The following is a 16,343-nucleotide window of genomic DNA, read 5'->3' on the forward strand; positions in this document are numbered from 1 at the left end:
CGGGTATGCGAAGGTGGCGGAATTGGTAGACGCGCTAGCTTCAGGTGTTAGTGTCCTAACGGACGTGAGGGTTCAAGTCCCTCTCTTCGCACCAAAATCACAAGTTTCATATCGCGAGCACTGCGCGAAGGTGGCGGAATTGGTAGACGCGCTAGCTTCAGGTGTTAGTGTCTTAACGGACGTGAGGGTTCAAGTCCCTCTCTTCGCACCATTGCGGTGATATGAACAGACAACTCGATGCGAAGGTGGCGGAATTGGTAGACGCGCTAGCTTCAGGTGTTAGTGTCTTAACGGACGTGAGGGTTCAAGTCCCTCTCTTCGCACCAACGTTGTCATCTTCAGGCCTTTCCCGCTCATCTCTTCTGTTCCCCTGTAGTTTCGTTTTACCCCCTGCTCGTTTTACCTTTTCCAGTTGTTCTGTTTTTCGGTCGCTTTACCTTTTCCAGCCGCTTCACGCCGTTCGCTGGTTTTAACCATTCCGCTTATGTTAATTCAGATGAAAATTCACAGAGACAGCCGCCAGTCCGCCCGCTAACGCCAGACAGGATGGCAGCAGCAGATAGTGACGCAGCCGCTGGTTAAACAGCATCACGACAGTCAGCAGCAGCGCAACCGTCATCACCATCCGCCACTGGCTGAAGCTCGGTTCCCATAAGGCGAACAGCGGCAGCGCAATGCACGGCAGCAACACGCCCCACGCACTATCCAGCTTTTTACCCAGTGCCCAACTGACTCCCCACAGGCCGCAGGCCGCGATAATCGCTATCCCCATGACACCAACCTCAAATGATAAGCATTCCCATTATCATATGACAGTTTTGCCTGCTCTGCAGCCTGTTTTTGTCACGCCCGGCAACGAAGATGACAGACCAGTTGGAAAATGCTAGATTGCGGCCGATAACACCTTTAATAACAGCAACAGCAATAATTTGCTCATTGTCTGGCAGAACCTGGTTTTGCCGGCGTGCGCTTTGGTATTTCAGGGTCGTCACGAGTACTTATAATGAAATTACAATCTTATGAAGAACTGAAACAGAGTAAATACCGGCTTTCAGTGATGCTTTTTCTGTTTCTGAATATCGCCGTTTCGCTATTTCATCTGCTGCCAATAATGAGCAGTGAGCAAAGTGAGACGACCCTGCCGGTAATGAGTGTCGCGGCCTTTAGCGGCATTATGTTAATTTCCCTTTTAATATGGCCTAAAGTAAAACTTCCCCTGTTAAATCCTGTGGCGCTGCTGCTTGGAATGCTCTGGGCCTGGCATATTAATTATCGCTTTCATCAGGTGTTCTATTTTGATGGTGGCTTTCTTATTATCAGTTTGATTAGCGTGTTATTTATCAGTGCCATCGCCCTGAGCGACTATCTGGGGGCTTTTTGTCTGCATGTCACGCCACCGGTGCTCACCGTTTTATTGCTCGACAATGCGCAGCACCTGCCGCTGATCCTGCTGACCATTACGCTGCCGCTGATTGGTTTTTCACTACAGCATCTGATGCGCCGCCGTGCCGACAACTTTACTCTGCGCCTGATGCATCAGCTCTACGAAGAGAAAGAGACATTCAGCGACCTCAGCATGCTCGACCCGCTGACCGGGCTTTATAACCGTCGTGGTCTTAAGAACCGGCTCGATAATATTCTGGAAAACCATGCTGGCAGCCACTATGTGCTGCTGCTGGATATCGATCACTTTAAGTCCTATAACGATAATTACGGGCATGCGATGGGCGATCAGGCGCTGGCGCGGGTCTCTGTCGCAATTCGTGATGCGGTGCGTTCACGCGATGTTGTCACCCGCTATGGCGGCGAAGAGTTTCTGGTATTGATGACCAATGTGAACAGTTCCATCGCCATGAAACTGGCAGAGCGAATCCGTCAGTACGTGCTGGATTTAGAAATTCCTCATCTTTTCAATGAAACCGTTTCAACCCACGTCACCATCAGTGCCGGCATCGCGCCTATTTATGATAATGAATTTGACCTGGCGGTCGCCAATGCTGACAGCGCATTATATGTGGCTAAAAATCAGGGCCGGAATACCATTCTCGCCTGGGAAGATTTACCCCGAAAACAGCATCAGACCGCCAGTGAACATGCATAATTAAACGTAACGCCATCGGTAATCACTGAAGCTTCGGCGCGATATGCCCGGCTCTCTGCTGCTCTGCCCGATCGGATAACTGACCTCAACCCTGCCGTTTTCCCACCCGCAACGACGATTTTTTACACGACTTGTAGAGTTAATCAATAACGATTATCATTTGCTTTCTTATCTACACTTTTCGCGAGTCGTCATGGCAACCGTTTCAGCTCAGGAACAGCGTTTTAACGCTCAGTCGATGATCTTCCGGCAGAATGACCGTCCACTGGCGGAAAGTCTGCATGAGCGGCTGCAACAACAGCGCAGCTATCTGCTTGAATCGACGAAGCTCAGCCAGCCTGCGCCGCGCGACACGCTGACCCTCGCCGCCTGGTCACAATCAGAAGCCTTTACCCCAATTATTCAGCGCTACAGCGATTATCTCTATCGCGATCATCCTGATGCCGTTCGTGAAGCGAAACCGGTGCTGTCACTCTGGGCGCAATGGTATTTTGGCCTGCTGCTGCCAACACTGATCATGGCGCTGTTGCAGGAGTCGCGTGCGCTGGACTGCTCGCCAGAGCATATCCGCGTCGGTTTTCATGAGAATGGTCATCCGGCCACTTTCTGGATCGATGTGCAGGAGGATGAAGAAGCGCGCTATCTTAACCCTCAGCAGCGTATCGATCGGCTGATTCAGCAGCATCTGATCCCGGTGGTCAATGGTATTACGCAGCATGGTGATATCAACGCCCGACTCATCTGGAACAATATGGGCTACTCATTTCAGTGGTTCCTGGGTGAGCTGAAAAGCCAGATCGATGAGTCGCTGGTGCTGCAACTGGAGCAGGCGCTGTTCTTCAACCAGCGGCTGCTGGATGGCAGCGAAAACCCGCTCTACCGCACCATGATCCCGCGCAACGGCGAACTGGTCCGTCGCAGCTGCTGCCAGCGTTATCGCATTCCCGATGTCGAACAATGCGGCAACTGCACCCTGAGCGGCAGCTAAACAGACTTAATTACGCTGAATTCTCCGTTTATCTCGTTTACAGGCACTGAGGCTTGTGGCAATTTTTACGCCTTCGATCAGCCTGGAGAGAAAGATGAGCCTGGAGTCCGTGCGCCAGTTCTTCGCCGAACACGCCCCTGAAATTGAAATTATTGAACTGGCCGAAAGCACTGCGACGGTCGGGATGGCTGCCCGCGCCCATGGCGTGACGCCAGGAGAGATTGCCAAAACCCTGTCACTGAAAGTGAAAAACGACGTGGTGCTGATTGTGACACGAGGCGATGCCCGGCTGGATAATCGCAAGCTGAAAGCGGCGCTGGGGGCGAAAGCGCGAATGCTGAGCGTGGACGAGGTGATTAACTGGACCGGCCATCCGGTGGGCGGCGTCTGTCCTTTCGGTCTTGAGAATCCGCTGACCGTTTACTGTGATGTCTCACTACGCAGTTTCGAGGAAGTCCTGCCCGCCGCCGGCGCTATCCACAGCGCCGTCCGCATTACCCCACAGCTGATGGCTGAACTGACTAACGCCCGCTGGATCGACGTGTGCGAAGCAATGTAATGCCGGGTATCAGCTAGCACCTTCTGCCCGCGTCCTGATGCGGCTGATAAACTGACGGATACCGTCAGCGTTTGATGGCAACAGCGATCTTCAGGAAACCGATCCGCCGTAGCCAGCACGCGGACGAGTTAATCGCCCACGACATCAGGATTTCAGGCGCTTAAATGCCTGTTCAATAATCGATAACAGCAGCGTGTTATCGACACGATGCAGCACATGTACCGATGCGCCGCACTGCTCAGGCACGCCGACAGTGAGCCGAAGGGGCTGACGATAACGCCAGCTTTTGCCGCGCGTCGCACCGGGACGCAGTTCGATATCCACCCGGTAATCGATGCCTGAAGCGACCCGCTGATTCAGCAACCAGGCGACCACCAGCGCATCGTGGATCCAGCATCCCGCCAGCTGCCGGGTCGCCATCGAATAGTCGATCCACGGACGCAGCGTATCGCGCACAAATTCGGTCAACGGATGATCGACGGCGGTCAGGCGGGTCAAATCCTGCTGGGTCAGCAGCGTCTGCGTGGTGACATCCATCGGAACCAGCGTTACTGCTGCACCACTGTGCAGCACCTGATGGGCCGCTTCCGGATCCAGGCCAAAATTGGTGTCTTTGATATAATCATCCAGCGTAAACACGCCGCCCATGATGACAATTTCCGCCACAGCGTCGGCCATGGCGGGATAGCGCTGCATTGCCAGCGCCACATTCGTCAGCGGGCCAATCGCCACCAGGGTAATCTCGCCCGGATTGTCGCAAATCAGTTTGCCGATAGCGTCAGCAGCATCAAACGCATCCGCCGCGATATCCGCTGGCTGACGCACGCCCTGCCACATCTTACCCAGCGCAAGCTGATTGACCCGGTTATCCAGCGTCTCGCGCCACGGCGCAGGATCTTCCTGTAGCGCCTGCGTCGCCCCCTGGATTACCGGGATAGATAATCCCAGCCGGACGATCAGATCTTTAGCGACGCGCGCGCCGACTTCACATGGCGTGTTACCGGCCACGGTGGTGATCAATTCCAGCGACAGTGCAGGTGAAGCTAAGGCCAGCGCAATCGCCAGCCCATCATCGGTGTTGGCACCCGCGATACCGTTGCCGGGATCGCAGTCAATAATAATTCTTTTCATATTTTTATAGGCTAACTCTGGCTTTGCGGCTCACAGCCGCAGGATTCACCGATTTCAAGGTAGTGTGGAAACTCCTTTAATTGCGCTTCGCTCTGTCCCTCTTTCAGCATATGAATCGCAGAGCGAGCCATCTCACGCAGTGGCTGGCGCACGGTCGTTAATGTCGGGACGTGAAACGACGAGTGATTGGTACCGTTAAAACAGACCAGCGCCACATCCTGCGGCACACGAATCTGATGTTCGGAAAAGGCGCGAAGCGCGCCAATCGCCTGACCTTCGTTGCTGGTAAACAGTGCACGAGGCACACGACCCCGGGCGATCATGGTTTGTGCCGCAGCGTATCCGCCCTGTGGGGTGTAGCTGGCGGGAAACATCAGCGATTCATCAATCGGCAGACCGCGATCCTGCATGGCATCACGCCAGCCCTGAATACGATCCTGCGCGTTAAGCATATCCACCGGGCCGCTGATTATGCCGACCTGCTGATAACCGTGACTCAACAGATGTGCCGTCACCTGCCAGGCGGCCTGACGCTCATTGACCCGCAGCATGTTAACGCCCGGCTGAGGCTCAACCCGTTCCAGCATCACCAGTGGCGTACCGCTGGCTTTAATCAGGTCAATGTAAGGATGGCGATCAACGCTGTTGTAAAAAAGTCCATCGACCTGCCGATTAAGCAGTCCCTGAATTAACTCCAGTTCGCGCTTGCGGTCATCACCTGCATCACCCAGCAGCATGACGTGGCCGTGATTCATCGACTCCTGCAACAACACGTGCGCCATTGAGGCCACAAAAGGATTGCCGATGTTGGGCACCACCAGTCCGAAGGTTTTGGTGTTGCCGGATGCCAGTGCGCGTGCTGCCGCATTTGGCCGGTAACCGGTCGCTTTAATCGCCTCCAGTACCCGCTGACGGGTCGCCTCGGCGACCGGACGAGGCCCGTTATTGATGACATAACTGACAACTGCCACTGAGGTGCCTGCCGCTTTCGCAACTTCACTTCGGGTCACTTTTCCCGTTAACGACTTAGGCACATCACGTTCCTCCATAAAAAAACAGGCCGCTTTACACGGCCTGCTGCTTTTCGCGCTATCCTGGCAGATGGCATCCTCAGGCAAAGCTAGATGGCATCTTCAGGTAGATTGAGATCCCGCCCTCGCGTTTCAGGCGCGACAAAGGTGGTAAAGAACCCAATTGCGGCCATCGCCGAGAAATAAACCGCAATCGGCCACCAGTGACCGGTATAAGAAAGCATAGCAGCGGCAATAAGTGGTGCGGTTCCGCCGGACAAAATGGAACCCAGTTCTTTAGCCACTGCCATTTTGGTGTAGCGATGATGAACGCCGAACATTTCCACGCCCCATGCCGCCTGCACACCAAAAATACCCAGCGACGCCAGCGCCATACCGACCACGATAACCGGGATCACCAGCATCGGTTCACGCGTGTCGAGCAGCGTAAAGGCGGGCCAGGCGTAGAACATCAGTAACAGACAGAACACGCGATAAACCACCCGGCGACCAAAGCGGTCAGAGAGCCAGCCCGCTAAAGGAATGATCAGGAAACCCAGCAATGACGCGAGGAACACCGCAGTGGTTGGTACGGACTTGTCGACCATCAGCACCTTTGCGACGTAACCGACGATGAAGCCCTGCGCCAGATAGGAGGGGCCATTTTCGCCGATACGCAGGCCAACCATGGTCCAGAAGGCACGGGTACGCTGGAAGAAAGGCCGCTGATCCACCACCGGAGCGGCCAGCACGCCTGCGCGTTCCGCTTCCATCTCCGCTTTTCTGCGCTCAAACACCGGCGTTTCGCGCAGATGACGTCGAATCCACAAGGCAATCAGCGCAATCAGCGCACTGCTGAGGAACGGAATACGCCAGCCCCACTCCAGCAGGCTTTGCTGATCCATTTGTACCACCAGCAACCAGACCAGCGAAGCCAGCAGTGTGCCGCTGTTAGAACCCAGTGCGATCACGGAGGAGATCAGTCCGCGACGCTCTGTCGGCGCATATTCGCCCAGCATCACCGTCCCGCCCGATAACTCCGCGCCAGCGCCAAAACCCTGCGTAAAGCGCAGCAGAACCAGACAGGCAGGAGCCCAGACGCCAATAGAGGCATAGCTCGGGATTAAGCCGATAAACGTCGTGGAAGCGCCCATCAGAATGATGGTGGAGATCATCACCACCTTTCGGCCTTTGCGGTCACCGAGCCAGCCGAAAAAGAGTGCGCCGATAGGCCGGGCAACAAAGCCGACTGACCAGGTAGCAAAGCTGGAGAGCAGTGCCATGGCAGGGGTTGATTCCGGAAAGAAGACGTCGCCGAAGATAATACCGGCCGCCAGGCCATAGAGCGCGAAATCCGCGTACTCCATTGCCGTTCCGAGCCAGCATGAGAAAGTGGCGCGCCAGAAATCTTTGCGGCCTGAAGGGGTGTTAAACCGCTCATCGGCGGCTGAAGTGGATGACAGTGATGCCTGCTGATTAACGGAGTTGTGTGCCGTCATAACCCTATCCCTGAATGAGTATGCAGATCGATAAACGCCCGTCCATGGGTCGATTCCCTGATAAAAGCGGAAATTCCCCGGTGACGACGTTCAGTTGACTAACCATGATGAAAGGTTAAAGGATTCCCTGGTGTTGGAATCTTGTTCTTCGCCCCATTTCGCCGGTGTATTTTTCACCGGTCGCTTAAACTGAGCGAATGTAACTTAACAATCGATGGGCCTACTGTGCATCGGGCACCGTGAGCAATCACTGGGGACCTAGTGTATCTACGCGCGTAGATAAATCAATAGATCCTGATGAAAATTATTAGTAAAACTTCACTATTACATCCCGTCATCACGCATTTTTAGCGCAAATTCAGCCAGTTACCCGCAACACATCCCCTGAAAAAAATCACCATCGACTATAAGTTACCATTTTCTCTTATGATTAAGCGTTATAAGACTGACTAAAATCCTTTCATCGGGCTCTGTTGTCGCACACGCCTGTGACCATGAGATGACACGTGTATTTATTCTGAAAAATCTCTGTAAGCGCAGACAATACGTTACTCTGACAAAAAGTCCGGGCAGAGGTGTTATGACCATTATTCTGATGCGACATGGTAAACCCGATCATCAGGCGGCAGGTCGCCAGAGCGTGCAGGCGCTGGCAGACTGGTGCGAAGCCTACGATCAGTCACAGGTCAGTGACGGGCCGCCGCCGCGCAGTATTGAGATTGCACGTCAGGCCGCGGTGATTGTCTGTAGTCCCCTGCCCCGCGCACAATCCTCCCTGAGCCAGCTCGGTCTGCAGCCCCATGAGGTTGATGCCGTGTTCAGCGAAGTCGCCGTGCCACTGCTGCGAACCGGCGCGGTGCAGCTGCCTACCCTGTGCTGGCTGGCCCTGTTGCGGCTATTGTGGTTCTGCGGGTATGCGGGTGAAGCGGAGTCGCTGCAACATGCGCGCAGCCGCGCCTCCGCGGCGGCAGAGAAGCTGATCGATCACTCACGGCATGGCACGGTGCTGCTGCTGGGCCACGGCATCATGAATAAGATGATTGCGCGCGAATTACGTAAACGCGGCTGGCAGGCGGAGAAGCACGCCAGCAGCCGCCACTGGAGTTCCGCGATCTATCATCGTCCGTTTATCTGACCGATTGGAAAATAACCCAGCACCTCACAGCCCGTTCCGACACGCGGCGTGGCAATCACTTTACGCTGCGCCAGATCGATCACGCTCAGCGTGCCATCATCCTGATTGGCAATCAGCAGCTGTTGCCTGTCTGGCGTAAAACAGCCGTCCATCGGCATGTTACCTACCCGGATGTCGCCCAGCGGATTCAGCAGATCGTCAAACAGCGTCACCAGCGGTTCCTGATCCCCTATCGCCACCAGCTGCTCGCCATCGGCGCTGAAGCGTACCACCTGACAGGGCCGTTCATGACCCGGCAGCGTCAGGCGCTGGCGAATGCGGTGGCTTTGCCGATCAATCACATAGAGCAACGGTGCATCAGCGGCGCTGGCGACCAGATAGGGGTGTTTCGGAGAGGCAGCGATGCCCGCAATCGGCCCGGGCAGCAGGATGGTGTCGATGACCCGCCCCTCTGCTTCACAGAGATCCACCACGGTGATGGTCGCATCCTCTTCGTTATCGGTGAACAGCTTGCGGCCGCTGGGTGACAGCGTCAGGCGATGCGCGTTGTGAGAAGGAATTGGAATGATTTTTTCCACTTTGTCGCTCTGCGGATCGATCACCGCCACTGCGGCACTCTGCTCACAGCAGAGATAGACTTTGCCATCGCGGCCCAGCTGCCCGCTGTGGGGTGCCCGCAGCGGCGACAGATCGATAAAGCCACTGATCTCCCGACGCTGTAAATCGATAATCGCCACTTTGTGACCCGGATGCGGGTTATTACCATGAACGCCGTCGCCAAAAATGGGTACATAGGCTTTACCCCAGGGGGCCAGCATCAGGAGTTCATGCGGCCGCGGTGGAAAAGCGTTCAGTTCCCGCTCGACCGCGAAGGTTTCCGGATTAAGAAACAGGACGCGATTACCCTGCTTATCAACCGCCAGTAACCCGTAAGATTCACTCTGCATGCGCGCTCCTTTCTCAGTAAGTTTTTCTTAAGCGTAGACAATCCTCTTCAGGCTGTCTGATTCCGCGGATTGATGAGCCGGGCTTACACCACCAGTTAAGGACAATAGCCACTGTTCCTGTGGCCCGGGCCGCAGGATAACGCGCAGGTTAAGAATAATATTCAGATATTCCTTAACTGCGTTTATTCCCGCATTTAAATAAATGATTAACAGTGACGACATTATTATTTTCATAACGTGACCGGATTATTTCCGTATTATCCTAAAGTCAAAAAAAGACATAGCTAATGTGTAAATAATGTTTTATTAAAAAGGTGCAGTGCAATTAAACAGCCGTGAGGAAACTATCGCGCGCTCCAGCACTGCGTCGCCACCAGGGAAAACTATTCATTAATTCCCGCACTCATCGGGATTGCAGCCAGTATGCAATGTCGGCCGTTCCCGCCGCTGGCGGAACGGGCAGAGCCTGCACTATGACGGGAAAATAAAAATAACAGGTGTACCATGACTTCACATCGCCAACGTCCAGCGCATAAAATCTGGCGTAACTGGAAAAGAATATCGTTCAGTAGCCAGATGTTATGGAATAGAAAACAGCAGAAACTCTGTCGGGCACCGGAATATGATCCGGATCAGGAAGATAATGTCGTATTGATCGCGCAGCAGAAAGATCTGCCGGAGATTCCAAAAATCGTCTGGATGGTCTGGCATAACGATCACCTGCCTGCCTCGATGGCGCTGAATATCAGTAAAATCCGGCGGGACAACCCCGACCACCAGGTTTATCTGATTACGCAGCGCACCCTGTCGCAGTGGCTGCCCGATCTCAACTTTATCTCTTCCGATCTGACGCTGGCACATAAAAGTGAAATCATCCGGCTTGAGCTGATTCACCGTTATGGCGGCATCGGCATTGATTGCAGCACATTGCTGTTTGAGAATCTCGCCTGGGTGCATCGCGTTCACGAAGCGCGGTCAATGGATCTCATTGGTTACTATGGTGAGCAATCGACGCTGAACCTGCTTGCGCCGGTCACCGAGAGCTGGTTTCTTGCTGCCGCCCCGCAAAATCCGTTTATCCGCGAATGGCTGAAACAGCTGGCACCGGTTAAAAACGTCGGTATCCGCAACTATTTCCATGAGCTGAAGAAGCGTGATGATTTTCCGCTGATTGTGCAGAATATGGAGAATCCGTCTCGTCAGCTCCTGTCGCTGGCGCAGCAGGTTGCGATGCGGGAATACCGGCGGGCGAATCTCTATCTGCGTAAAAGTGAAGCCAGCGCCTGGTTCTATCAGCGCCTGCATGCCGACAGCAGCAGCGCCTTTGCGCAGTCAGTGATGTTTCAGCAGCGGCCACAGACGCCGCCACCCATTATAAAATTAACCGGCAACGAGCGGCTGCATCTCGACTTTAATCTGCGGCTTGGTTTATATAACCGCAGCAGCCTGATTGGCGAGATGATGCACACCACGCCACCTGCGCTGGCATTGCCATCAACGGTCAAAGCGCGCGCGTAGCCAGTGCGTAAACGTGGTGACCGCGCGGGGCACCTGCGCCGCCCAGGGTCGTACGATCCACAGGCGGGCGGCAAAGGCCTCAACCGGCTGCCACGCAGGCAACACCTGCTGCAATGACCCTGCTGCCAGCGCCTCCCGGGCGCTGAAATCGGGCAGCATAGCGATCCCTAACCCCTGCAGGGCCGCATCGCGTATCGACTCGCTGTTGTTAGTGGCAAAGCTGCCCTGAATCCGTATCTGGACCTGTTCGCTATCCGCGGAGGTGGTAAATCGCCAGCGCGGTGATTCGACGCCGCGTGGATAGTAAAGGCAGTTATGCTGCGCCAGATCCTGCGGCGACTGCGGTATCCCCTGTTCGTTGAGATAGGCGGGTGATGCCACCAGTAATGTCCGTGTGTCACACAGCGGCAGTGCCACGTGGGTTTCCGGCAGGGTGTCGCTGTGTCGAATGGCCAGATCAAATCCCTCGCTGCTCAGCGACACAATGCGGTCAGTCACATCCAGCTGCAGACGCACCTGCGGATAATCACGCAGAAACTCACCGATAATCGGCACCAGTTGCTGACGGGCAAACGCCACCGGTGCGGTAATGCGCACCAGGCCACGCACCGGCCCGGCGGTATCCCGCACGCTGAAAAAACTCTGTTCAATGCGGGCAAAAGGCTCGCGTAGCTCCTCCACCAGCTTCTCACCGGCAGAGGTCAGCCGCACGCTGCGCGTAGTGCGTTGTACCAGCAACACACCGGCCATCTCCTCCAGCTCTTTAATTTTCTGACTCATCGCCGCCTTGCTGACGTCGAGCCGCTCTGCCGCGCGGGTAAAGCTGCCCTGCTCTGCCAGTACGGTCAGCCAGTGCAGATGATCCCACAGCGTATCCGTTTTCATCTCTTTCATCGTGATTGTTCACTATAGTGAATAATCATTTCAGGCTACGCGCTTTTTCCCGCCGGATAAAGGGGTCACCATAAGGTTCTTAATCACCGGGAGGAATCCGCTATGCCACTGCTGCAATTTGATGTTATCCAGGGTCGTTCAGAATCAGAGCTTCGTACACTGCTGGATGCGGCACACCGCGCCGTGCTCACGGCCTTTAAGGTGCCGGAACGCGATCGCTACCAGATTGTTCAGGAAAACAAGCACTACCAGATGGTGTTTCAGGATACCGGACTGGGATTCAGCCGGAGCGATAATCTGGTGATGGTGCGGGTCTATACCAGCCCACGCAGCAGTGAACAGAAACAGCTGTTTATGGCCGAGCTGGCGCGTGAGCTGCGTGAGCATTGTGGTGTGCAGGGCAACGATTTAATGATCAGCTTTATCACCAATGACAAAGGTGACTGGAGTTTTGCCGACGGCGAAGCACAATATCTCACCGGCAAACTCTGAAAATCGCCCTGACTTCTGCTCTGCTGACGGTGCGCGCCAGCCACCGTCACGCCTGATAACCTCACTTCTGAAATGACAATAAACCAATCTGCTCTTCACCGCACAAATCGGGCCGGATATGTTGCAGCCGGATTACAGCCAATATAGATTGTCGAAAAACCATCCCCCGAAGGTGGCCGGTTGCGTGAAGCCTCGCGTAGCCCTGAAGAGAGGATTTGCCGTTGTCCGAATTGGTGTCCGTCGCGTTGTTTCTGGCCGCTATTGCAATCTATTCCTGTAAAGCCGGGCGTAACAAATTCTGGTTTATTGTCGTTCTTATTCTGCTGGTGCTTTTCGTTGTGCTGAACGCCACCCTCTATGCCAGCAACTATTTTACCGGTGACGGCATCAACGATGCGGTGCTTTATACCCTGACCAACAGTCTGACCGGCGCGGGTATCAGTAAATATGTGGTGCCGGCGATTGGGCTGATCATCGTGCTGTTTCTGCTGTTCTGCCTGCTGTCGTGGATTCTGCGGCGGCGTAAGCGTCCGCATCACATGGGCTGGTCGCTGCTGGCCGCCGCCTGTGCACTCGGCTCGGTGCAGACTACCCCGGCCTTTCGCCAGGTCGCGACCCTGATTGTGTCGCATACCCAACTGGCAGATTCTGACTTCGACAACTTCTATAAAGTGCCGCGTAATCGCATTGAACAGCCGCACCTCAACGTGGTTTACATCTATGGTGAAAGCCTAGAGCGCACCTATTTTGACCCTATCGCCTTTCCCGGCTTAGCGCCGGAGCTGAGCCGGCAGAAAGAGCAGAGCATCGACTTCAGCGAAACCGAACAGCTGCCAGGTACCGATTACACCATTGCGGGCATGGTCGCCTCACAGTGTGGCATTCCGCTGTTTGCCCCGTTTGATGGCAATGCGTCAGCATCGCTCTCCAGCTTCTATCCTCAGAACGTCTGTCTGGGCGACATCCTGAAGAACTCCGGCTACGAGAACTGGTTTATTCAGGGTGCCGATCTGCGTTTCGCCGGGAAAGATGTCTTCCTGAAATCACACGGTTTTGATCCCGCTAACCTTTATGGTTCGCAGGAGCTGAAAAGCCGCGTCGCCGATCCCACCTACCGTAATAACTGGGGTTATTACGACGATACGGTAATGGATGAGGTGTTTGAGAAGTATCAGGAACTCTCTCAGGCCGGTAAACCTTTTGCGCTGTTTACGCTGACCGTCGACACCCATCATCCTGACGGATTTATCTCACGCAGCTGCGATCGCAGGAGCTACAGCATTGAGGGCAAACCGAATCAGTCATTCAGTGCGGTCGCCTGCTCGCAGGAGCATGTGGCGCGCCTGATTGCGCGCATTAAAGCGTCGCCGTGGTTCAAAAACACCGTGATTGTGGTGAGCTCGGATCATCTGGCGATGAACAACACTGCGCATCCGTGGCTGGTCAAACAGCCCCGTCGCAATCTTTTCATGGTGATCCGTGGTGACAAGCCGCAGGCGGAATTGATGGAGGCGAAGCGCAGCACGCTGGATAACGGCGCCACGCTGCTCGATATTCTCGGCGGCGATAACGCGATTGGCCTGGGCCGCAGCAGCCTCTCATCGCTTTCACTCTCCACCCAGTTCGACGATATGAAGAGTAAGGTGGCGAGCTGGAAGCCCGACATTATCCAGCTGTGGAACTTCCCGAAGAAGATAGACAACTTCACGGTGGATCAGGCGAAGAATATCTTCAGCTTCTCGGGGACCACCTTCAAATTGCCGATTCTGTTCCGCATCAGTGATAAGCACGTTGAGCCGATGCCGGAGGGGGAATATTCGGCACCGCTGCGCTATCAGCTGGCGGATTTCGCCTCAGCCGATAAATTTCTCTGGGTGGATCGCTGTTTTAAAATGGCGCGACTCTGGCAGCCTTCGCTGGCACTCTCCGGCGATCTCTGTGTGGCGATGGGACAGCTCGGCGGCACGCCGTCGGTGACGCATGTCGACAAACCGCAGTGGAAAGGCAAAGTCCGTTTCCCCGAGGGCGCTATCAGCGATGCGCGTTACCAGCAGAACCTCGCGCAGATCCGTATTGAAGATAACAACATTCGCTACAGCGCCGATAGCTTCAGGCTCGACGTGCCTGGCGCACCGGAGAGTGTTAAAAGCTTCAGCGGCATCTCACGGCCAGAGAGCTGGGGACGCTGGTCTAACGCTAATCTCGCGCCCGAGGTTCATATCGACTATATCGATGCGCTGCCCGCGAAGTTCGATCTGGTGATCACCGCGCGTGCGTATGGCCCCAATGCGCACCGGGCGATTCCGGTTCGGGTGGGCGATCAGCAGCAACTGCTGTCGCTGAGTGAAGAGATATCGACACATACCCTGCATTTTGATAACCCAGGCGCCAGCCATCGTCTGGTGATTGCACCACCTGAACCACAGCTGAGTAACACCGGCAATATCACCGGTCAGGATCCGCGCAAACTGGGCATCGGCATGGTTGAAATTAAAATCGTGCCACAGCCCTGACGCCCGCTTTTTCCCTTTCCGACTCTGCGGATTTCCGCAGAGTCGCCTCATCCTGCCATCAACTAAATGTTGCGAGACAGCCCGCACTCTGTTGCACGTTACTTGTTGTACTAATTGATATTTTTCGGCGAGGCGCGCAAAATATAACCGGCTTAGTGGCGATACGTCTTTTGCCTGTCATGATGCCGTTATCGCTGAAGTGCACAGGGAGGTGTCGTGATGACAAGCACAATGATGAGTACCCACAAAGCCTTTAAAGCGCTGCAACAGGCAGGGATCGACGATCAGCAAGCGGAGGCGATGGTGGAGGTGTTTACTGATATGCAGCAGAGGCAGCCAGGCGGGCAGGTTGGAAAGCAACTCGGTCAGATTCAGACCAAAGCCAACCATATAGATATTCGGCTCGGGCAGCTTACAACCAAAGTCGATCAGATAGATGAGCGGCTTGGTCAGCTCACAACAAAAGTACATCAGATAGACGAGCGGCTTGGCCATGTTGAAAGAAAAACGGACAAACTGGCCATCCGTTTTAATCAGTTAGAAGCCAAGGTGGATAAGCTGGATGTCGCTCTCAGTGAAATGAATTTCCGATTAACTTCGGCTGTGGACAGCCTCAGAAATGACGTTGTTACTCTGACCACCGATATGCGCTGGATCAAACGGTTATCTATTCTCATGACCACCACCCTGCTGGCGGCGGTCCTGAAAGATATTGTAATGTGATCCCGTTATCACCCGGTCAGAGTCTGTCGCGCAGCGCCTCCAGCTTTTCGCGCTGCTGACCGTCGGCGGTAAAGTTCTCCTCCGCCAGCCAGCGCTTCAGGCCCTTTTTCACCTGCGGCCATTCGCTATCGATAAGCGAGAACCAGCTGGTGTCACGTGAACGCCCTTTGTAGACGATCGCCTGACGGAAATCGCCTTCATAACGAAAACCGAGACGTGCCGCCGCTTTACGGGAAGGGGCGTTACAGCTATCACATTTCCATTCATAACGGCGATAACCCAGCGTCTCAAAGGCGTAACGCATCAGCAGGAAATGCGCCTCCGTTGCCATGCGGGTCTGCTTCAGCCGGGCCGAAAACATGACATGCCCGACTTCCATCACGCCATGTTCAGGCTGAATGCGCATTAACGACAGGCTACCCACCGCCTGCTCAGTGGCGAGATCGATCACGGCAAAATGCAGCGGATCGCGACTAATTTCAAGCTGTGCGGCATACGCCTGCCATGCCGGACGTTCGGTAAAGGGACCGGCAGGCAGGTAAGTCCAGTCACGCCCATCTTCAGCCAGCGCCCATGCCTCAAACAGTGCCTCAGCATGACGCGCCACACTGAACGGCTCCAGCCGACAAACTTCGCCAATAAAAACCTGATGCTGGGGCAGAGGTCGGGGCTGCCAGTCTGGCATTGGCTCACCGACCGGCTGTCCGAACTGATTGGTATGTTGTGGCATGTTGTCTCCTGGCTACAGATAGAGGTCAGTAGATTGCCACGATGCTGGCGGATTATGCACCTGGATTATTAGAAAAGGGTTATTCCGGCGCAGGCCGATGGCG

Annotated in this window: 15 protein-coding genes and 3 tRNA genes; 11 read left to right on the forward strand and 7 right to left on the reverse strand. The window is 54.9% G+C overall.

The features are described 5' to 3' along the window. The first annotated feature begins 7 nt into the window (after positions 1-7). The 3 genes from ACK13D_RS06135 to ACK13D_RS06145 all read left to right on the forward strand — a co-directional run bounded on the left by ACK13D_RS06135 (position 8) and on the right by ACK13D_RS06145 (position 326). Positions 8-94 (forward strand) — tRNA-Leu (locus tag ACK13D_RS06135). A 30-nt stretch (positions 95-124) separates the two neighbouring features. Next, positions 125-211, forward strand: a tRNA-Leu gene (locus ACK13D_RS06140). Between the two features lie 28 nt (positions 212-239). After that, positions 240-326, forward strand: a tRNA-Leu gene (locus tag ACK13D_RS06145). Between the two features lie 161 nt (positions 327-487). Here ACK13D_RS06145 and ACK13D_RS06150 read toward each other — a convergent pair. After that, positions 488-772, reverse strand: a complete 285-nt coding sequence (locus tag ACK13D_RS06150; RefSeq protein WP_010251467.1) for a DUF1435 domain-containing protein — start codon at positions 770-772, stop codon at positions 488-490. Between the two features lie 231 nt (positions 773-1,003). Here ACK13D_RS06150 and ACK13D_RS06155 point away from each other — a divergent pair, with 231 nt between their 5' ends. The 3 genes from ACK13D_RS06155 (at position 1,004) to ACK13D_RS06165 (ending at position 3,648) form a co-directional block, all read left to right on the forward strand. Next, positions 1,004-2,101, forward strand: coding sequence for a GGDEF domain-containing protein (locus tag ACK13D_RS06155; protein ID WP_064690539.1), 1,098 nt, complete (start codon positions 1,004-1,006; stop codon positions 2,099-2,101). 193 nt (positions 2,102-2,294) lie between these two features. Next, a complete protein-coding gene (fhuF, locus tag ACK13D_RS06160) occupies positions 2,295-3,089 on the forward strand; it encodes a siderophore-iron reductase FhuF (RefSeq protein WP_010251473.1) in 795 nt (264 codons plus the stop codon). Between the two features lie 94 nt (positions 3,090-3,183). After that, the gene (locus ACK13D_RS06165) at positions 3,184-3,648 is read left to right on the forward strand and encodes a YbaK/EbsC family protein (RefSeq protein WP_010251476.1); all 465 of its coding nucleotides are present in this window, start codon (positions 3,184-3,186) and stop codon (positions 3,646-3,648) included. 144 nt (positions 3,649-3,792) lie between these two features. Here the strand turns inward: ACK13D_RS06165 and ACK13D_RS06170 are convergent, their stop codons facing one another. The 3 genes from ACK13D_RS06170 to ACK13D_RS06180 form a co-directional block, all read right to left on the reverse strand. Next, complete coding sequence (locus tag ACK13D_RS06170) at positions 3,793-4,779, reverse strand: nucleoside hydrolase (protein ID WP_010251479.1); 987 nt, start codon at positions 4,777-4,779, stop codon at positions 3,793-3,795. Between the two features lie 11 nt (positions 4,780-4,790). Next, the gene (locus tag ACK13D_RS06175) at positions 4,791-5,813 is read right to left on the reverse strand and encodes a LacI family DNA-binding transcriptional regulator (RefSeq protein WP_029519642.1); all 1,023 of its coding nucleotides are present in this window, start codon (positions 5,811-5,813) and stop codon (positions 4,791-4,793) included. Positions 5,814-5,899: 86 nt separating this feature from the next. Continuing rightward, positions 5,900-7,288, reverse strand: a complete 1,389-nt coding sequence (locus ACK13D_RS06180) for an MFS transporter (RefSeq protein WP_132499297.1) — start codon at positions 7,286-7,288, stop codon at positions 5,900-5,902. A gap of 580 nt (positions 7,289-7,868) precedes the next feature. Between ACK13D_RS06180 and ACK13D_RS06185 the strand changes: the two genes are divergently transcribed. Beyond that, on the forward strand, positions 7,869-8,423 hold the full coding sequence (locus ACK13D_RS06185; RefSeq protein WP_052271132.1) for a histidine phosphatase family protein: 555 nt from the start codon (positions 7,869-7,871) through the stop codon (positions 8,421-8,423). On the opposite strand, the gene ACK13D_RS06190 is transcribed toward ACK13D_RS06185, so the two are convergent. After that, on the reverse strand, positions 8,405-9,370 hold the full coding sequence (locus tag ACK13D_RS06190; protein ID WP_033769593.1) for a hypothetical protein: 966 nt from the start codon (positions 9,368-9,370) through the stop codon (positions 8,405-8,407). The genes ACK13D_RS06185 and ACK13D_RS06190 overlap by 19 nt on opposite strands. Positions 9,371-9,874: 504 nt before the next feature. Here ACK13D_RS06190 and ACK13D_RS06195 point away from each other — a divergent pair. Beyond that, positions 9,875-10,888 carry a glycosyltransferase family 32 protein gene (locus tag ACK13D_RS06195; RefSeq protein ID WP_192034208.1) on the forward strand — a complete coding sequence of 338 codons (1,014 nt, stop codon included), beginning with the start codon at positions 9,875-9,877 and terminating at the stop codon, positions 10,886-10,888. Here ACK13D_RS06195 and ACK13D_RS06200 read toward each other — a convergent pair. Continuing rightward, on the reverse strand, positions 10,865-11,782 hold the full coding sequence (locus tag ACK13D_RS06200) for a LysR family transcriptional regulator (protein WP_033787426.1): 918 nt from the start codon (positions 11,780-11,782) through the stop codon (positions 10,865-10,867). The two genes, ACK13D_RS06195 and ACK13D_RS06200, sit on opposite strands and share 24 nt — an antisense overlap. A 102-nt stretch (positions 11,783-11,884) precedes the next feature. Between ACK13D_RS06200 and ACK13D_RS06205 the strand changes: the two genes are divergently transcribed. The 3 genes from ACK13D_RS06205 (at position 11,885) to ACK13D_RS06215 (ending at position 15,510) form a co-directional block, all read left to right on the forward strand. Continuing rightward, complete coding sequence (locus tag ACK13D_RS06205) at positions 11,885-12,274, forward strand: tautomerase family protein (protein WP_010671724.1); 390 nt, start codon at positions 11,885-11,887, stop codon at positions 12,272-12,274. Between the two features lie 221 nt (positions 12,275-12,495). Beyond that, complete coding sequence (gene opgB, locus ACK13D_RS06210; RefSeq protein WP_341576076.1) at positions 12,496-14,787, forward strand: phosphatidylglycerol--membrane-oligosaccharide glycerophosphotransferase; 2,292 nt, start codon at positions 12,496-12,498, stop codon at positions 14,785-14,787. Positions 14,788-15,006: 219 nt separating this feature from the next. Next, entirely contained in the window at positions 15,007-15,510 is a 504-nt protein-coding gene (locus tag ACK13D_RS06215) for a hypothetical protein (protein WP_089414595.1), read from the forward strand. Between the two features lie 16 nt (positions 15,511-15,526). On the opposite strand, the gene ACK13D_RS06220 is transcribed toward ACK13D_RS06215, so the two are convergent. After that, a complete protein-coding gene (locus tag ACK13D_RS06220; protein ID WP_341576077.1) occupies positions 15,527-16,240 on the reverse strand; it encodes a GNAT family N-acetyltransferase in 714 nt (237 codons plus the stop codon). Positions 16,241-16,343 lie beyond the last annotated feature (103 nt).

This window comes from Pantoea sp. K16 (genome assembly GCF_048452805.1).
GTDB lineage: Bacteria > Pseudomonadota > Gammaproteobacteria > Enterobacterales > Enterobacteriaceae > Pantoea > Pantoea agglomerans.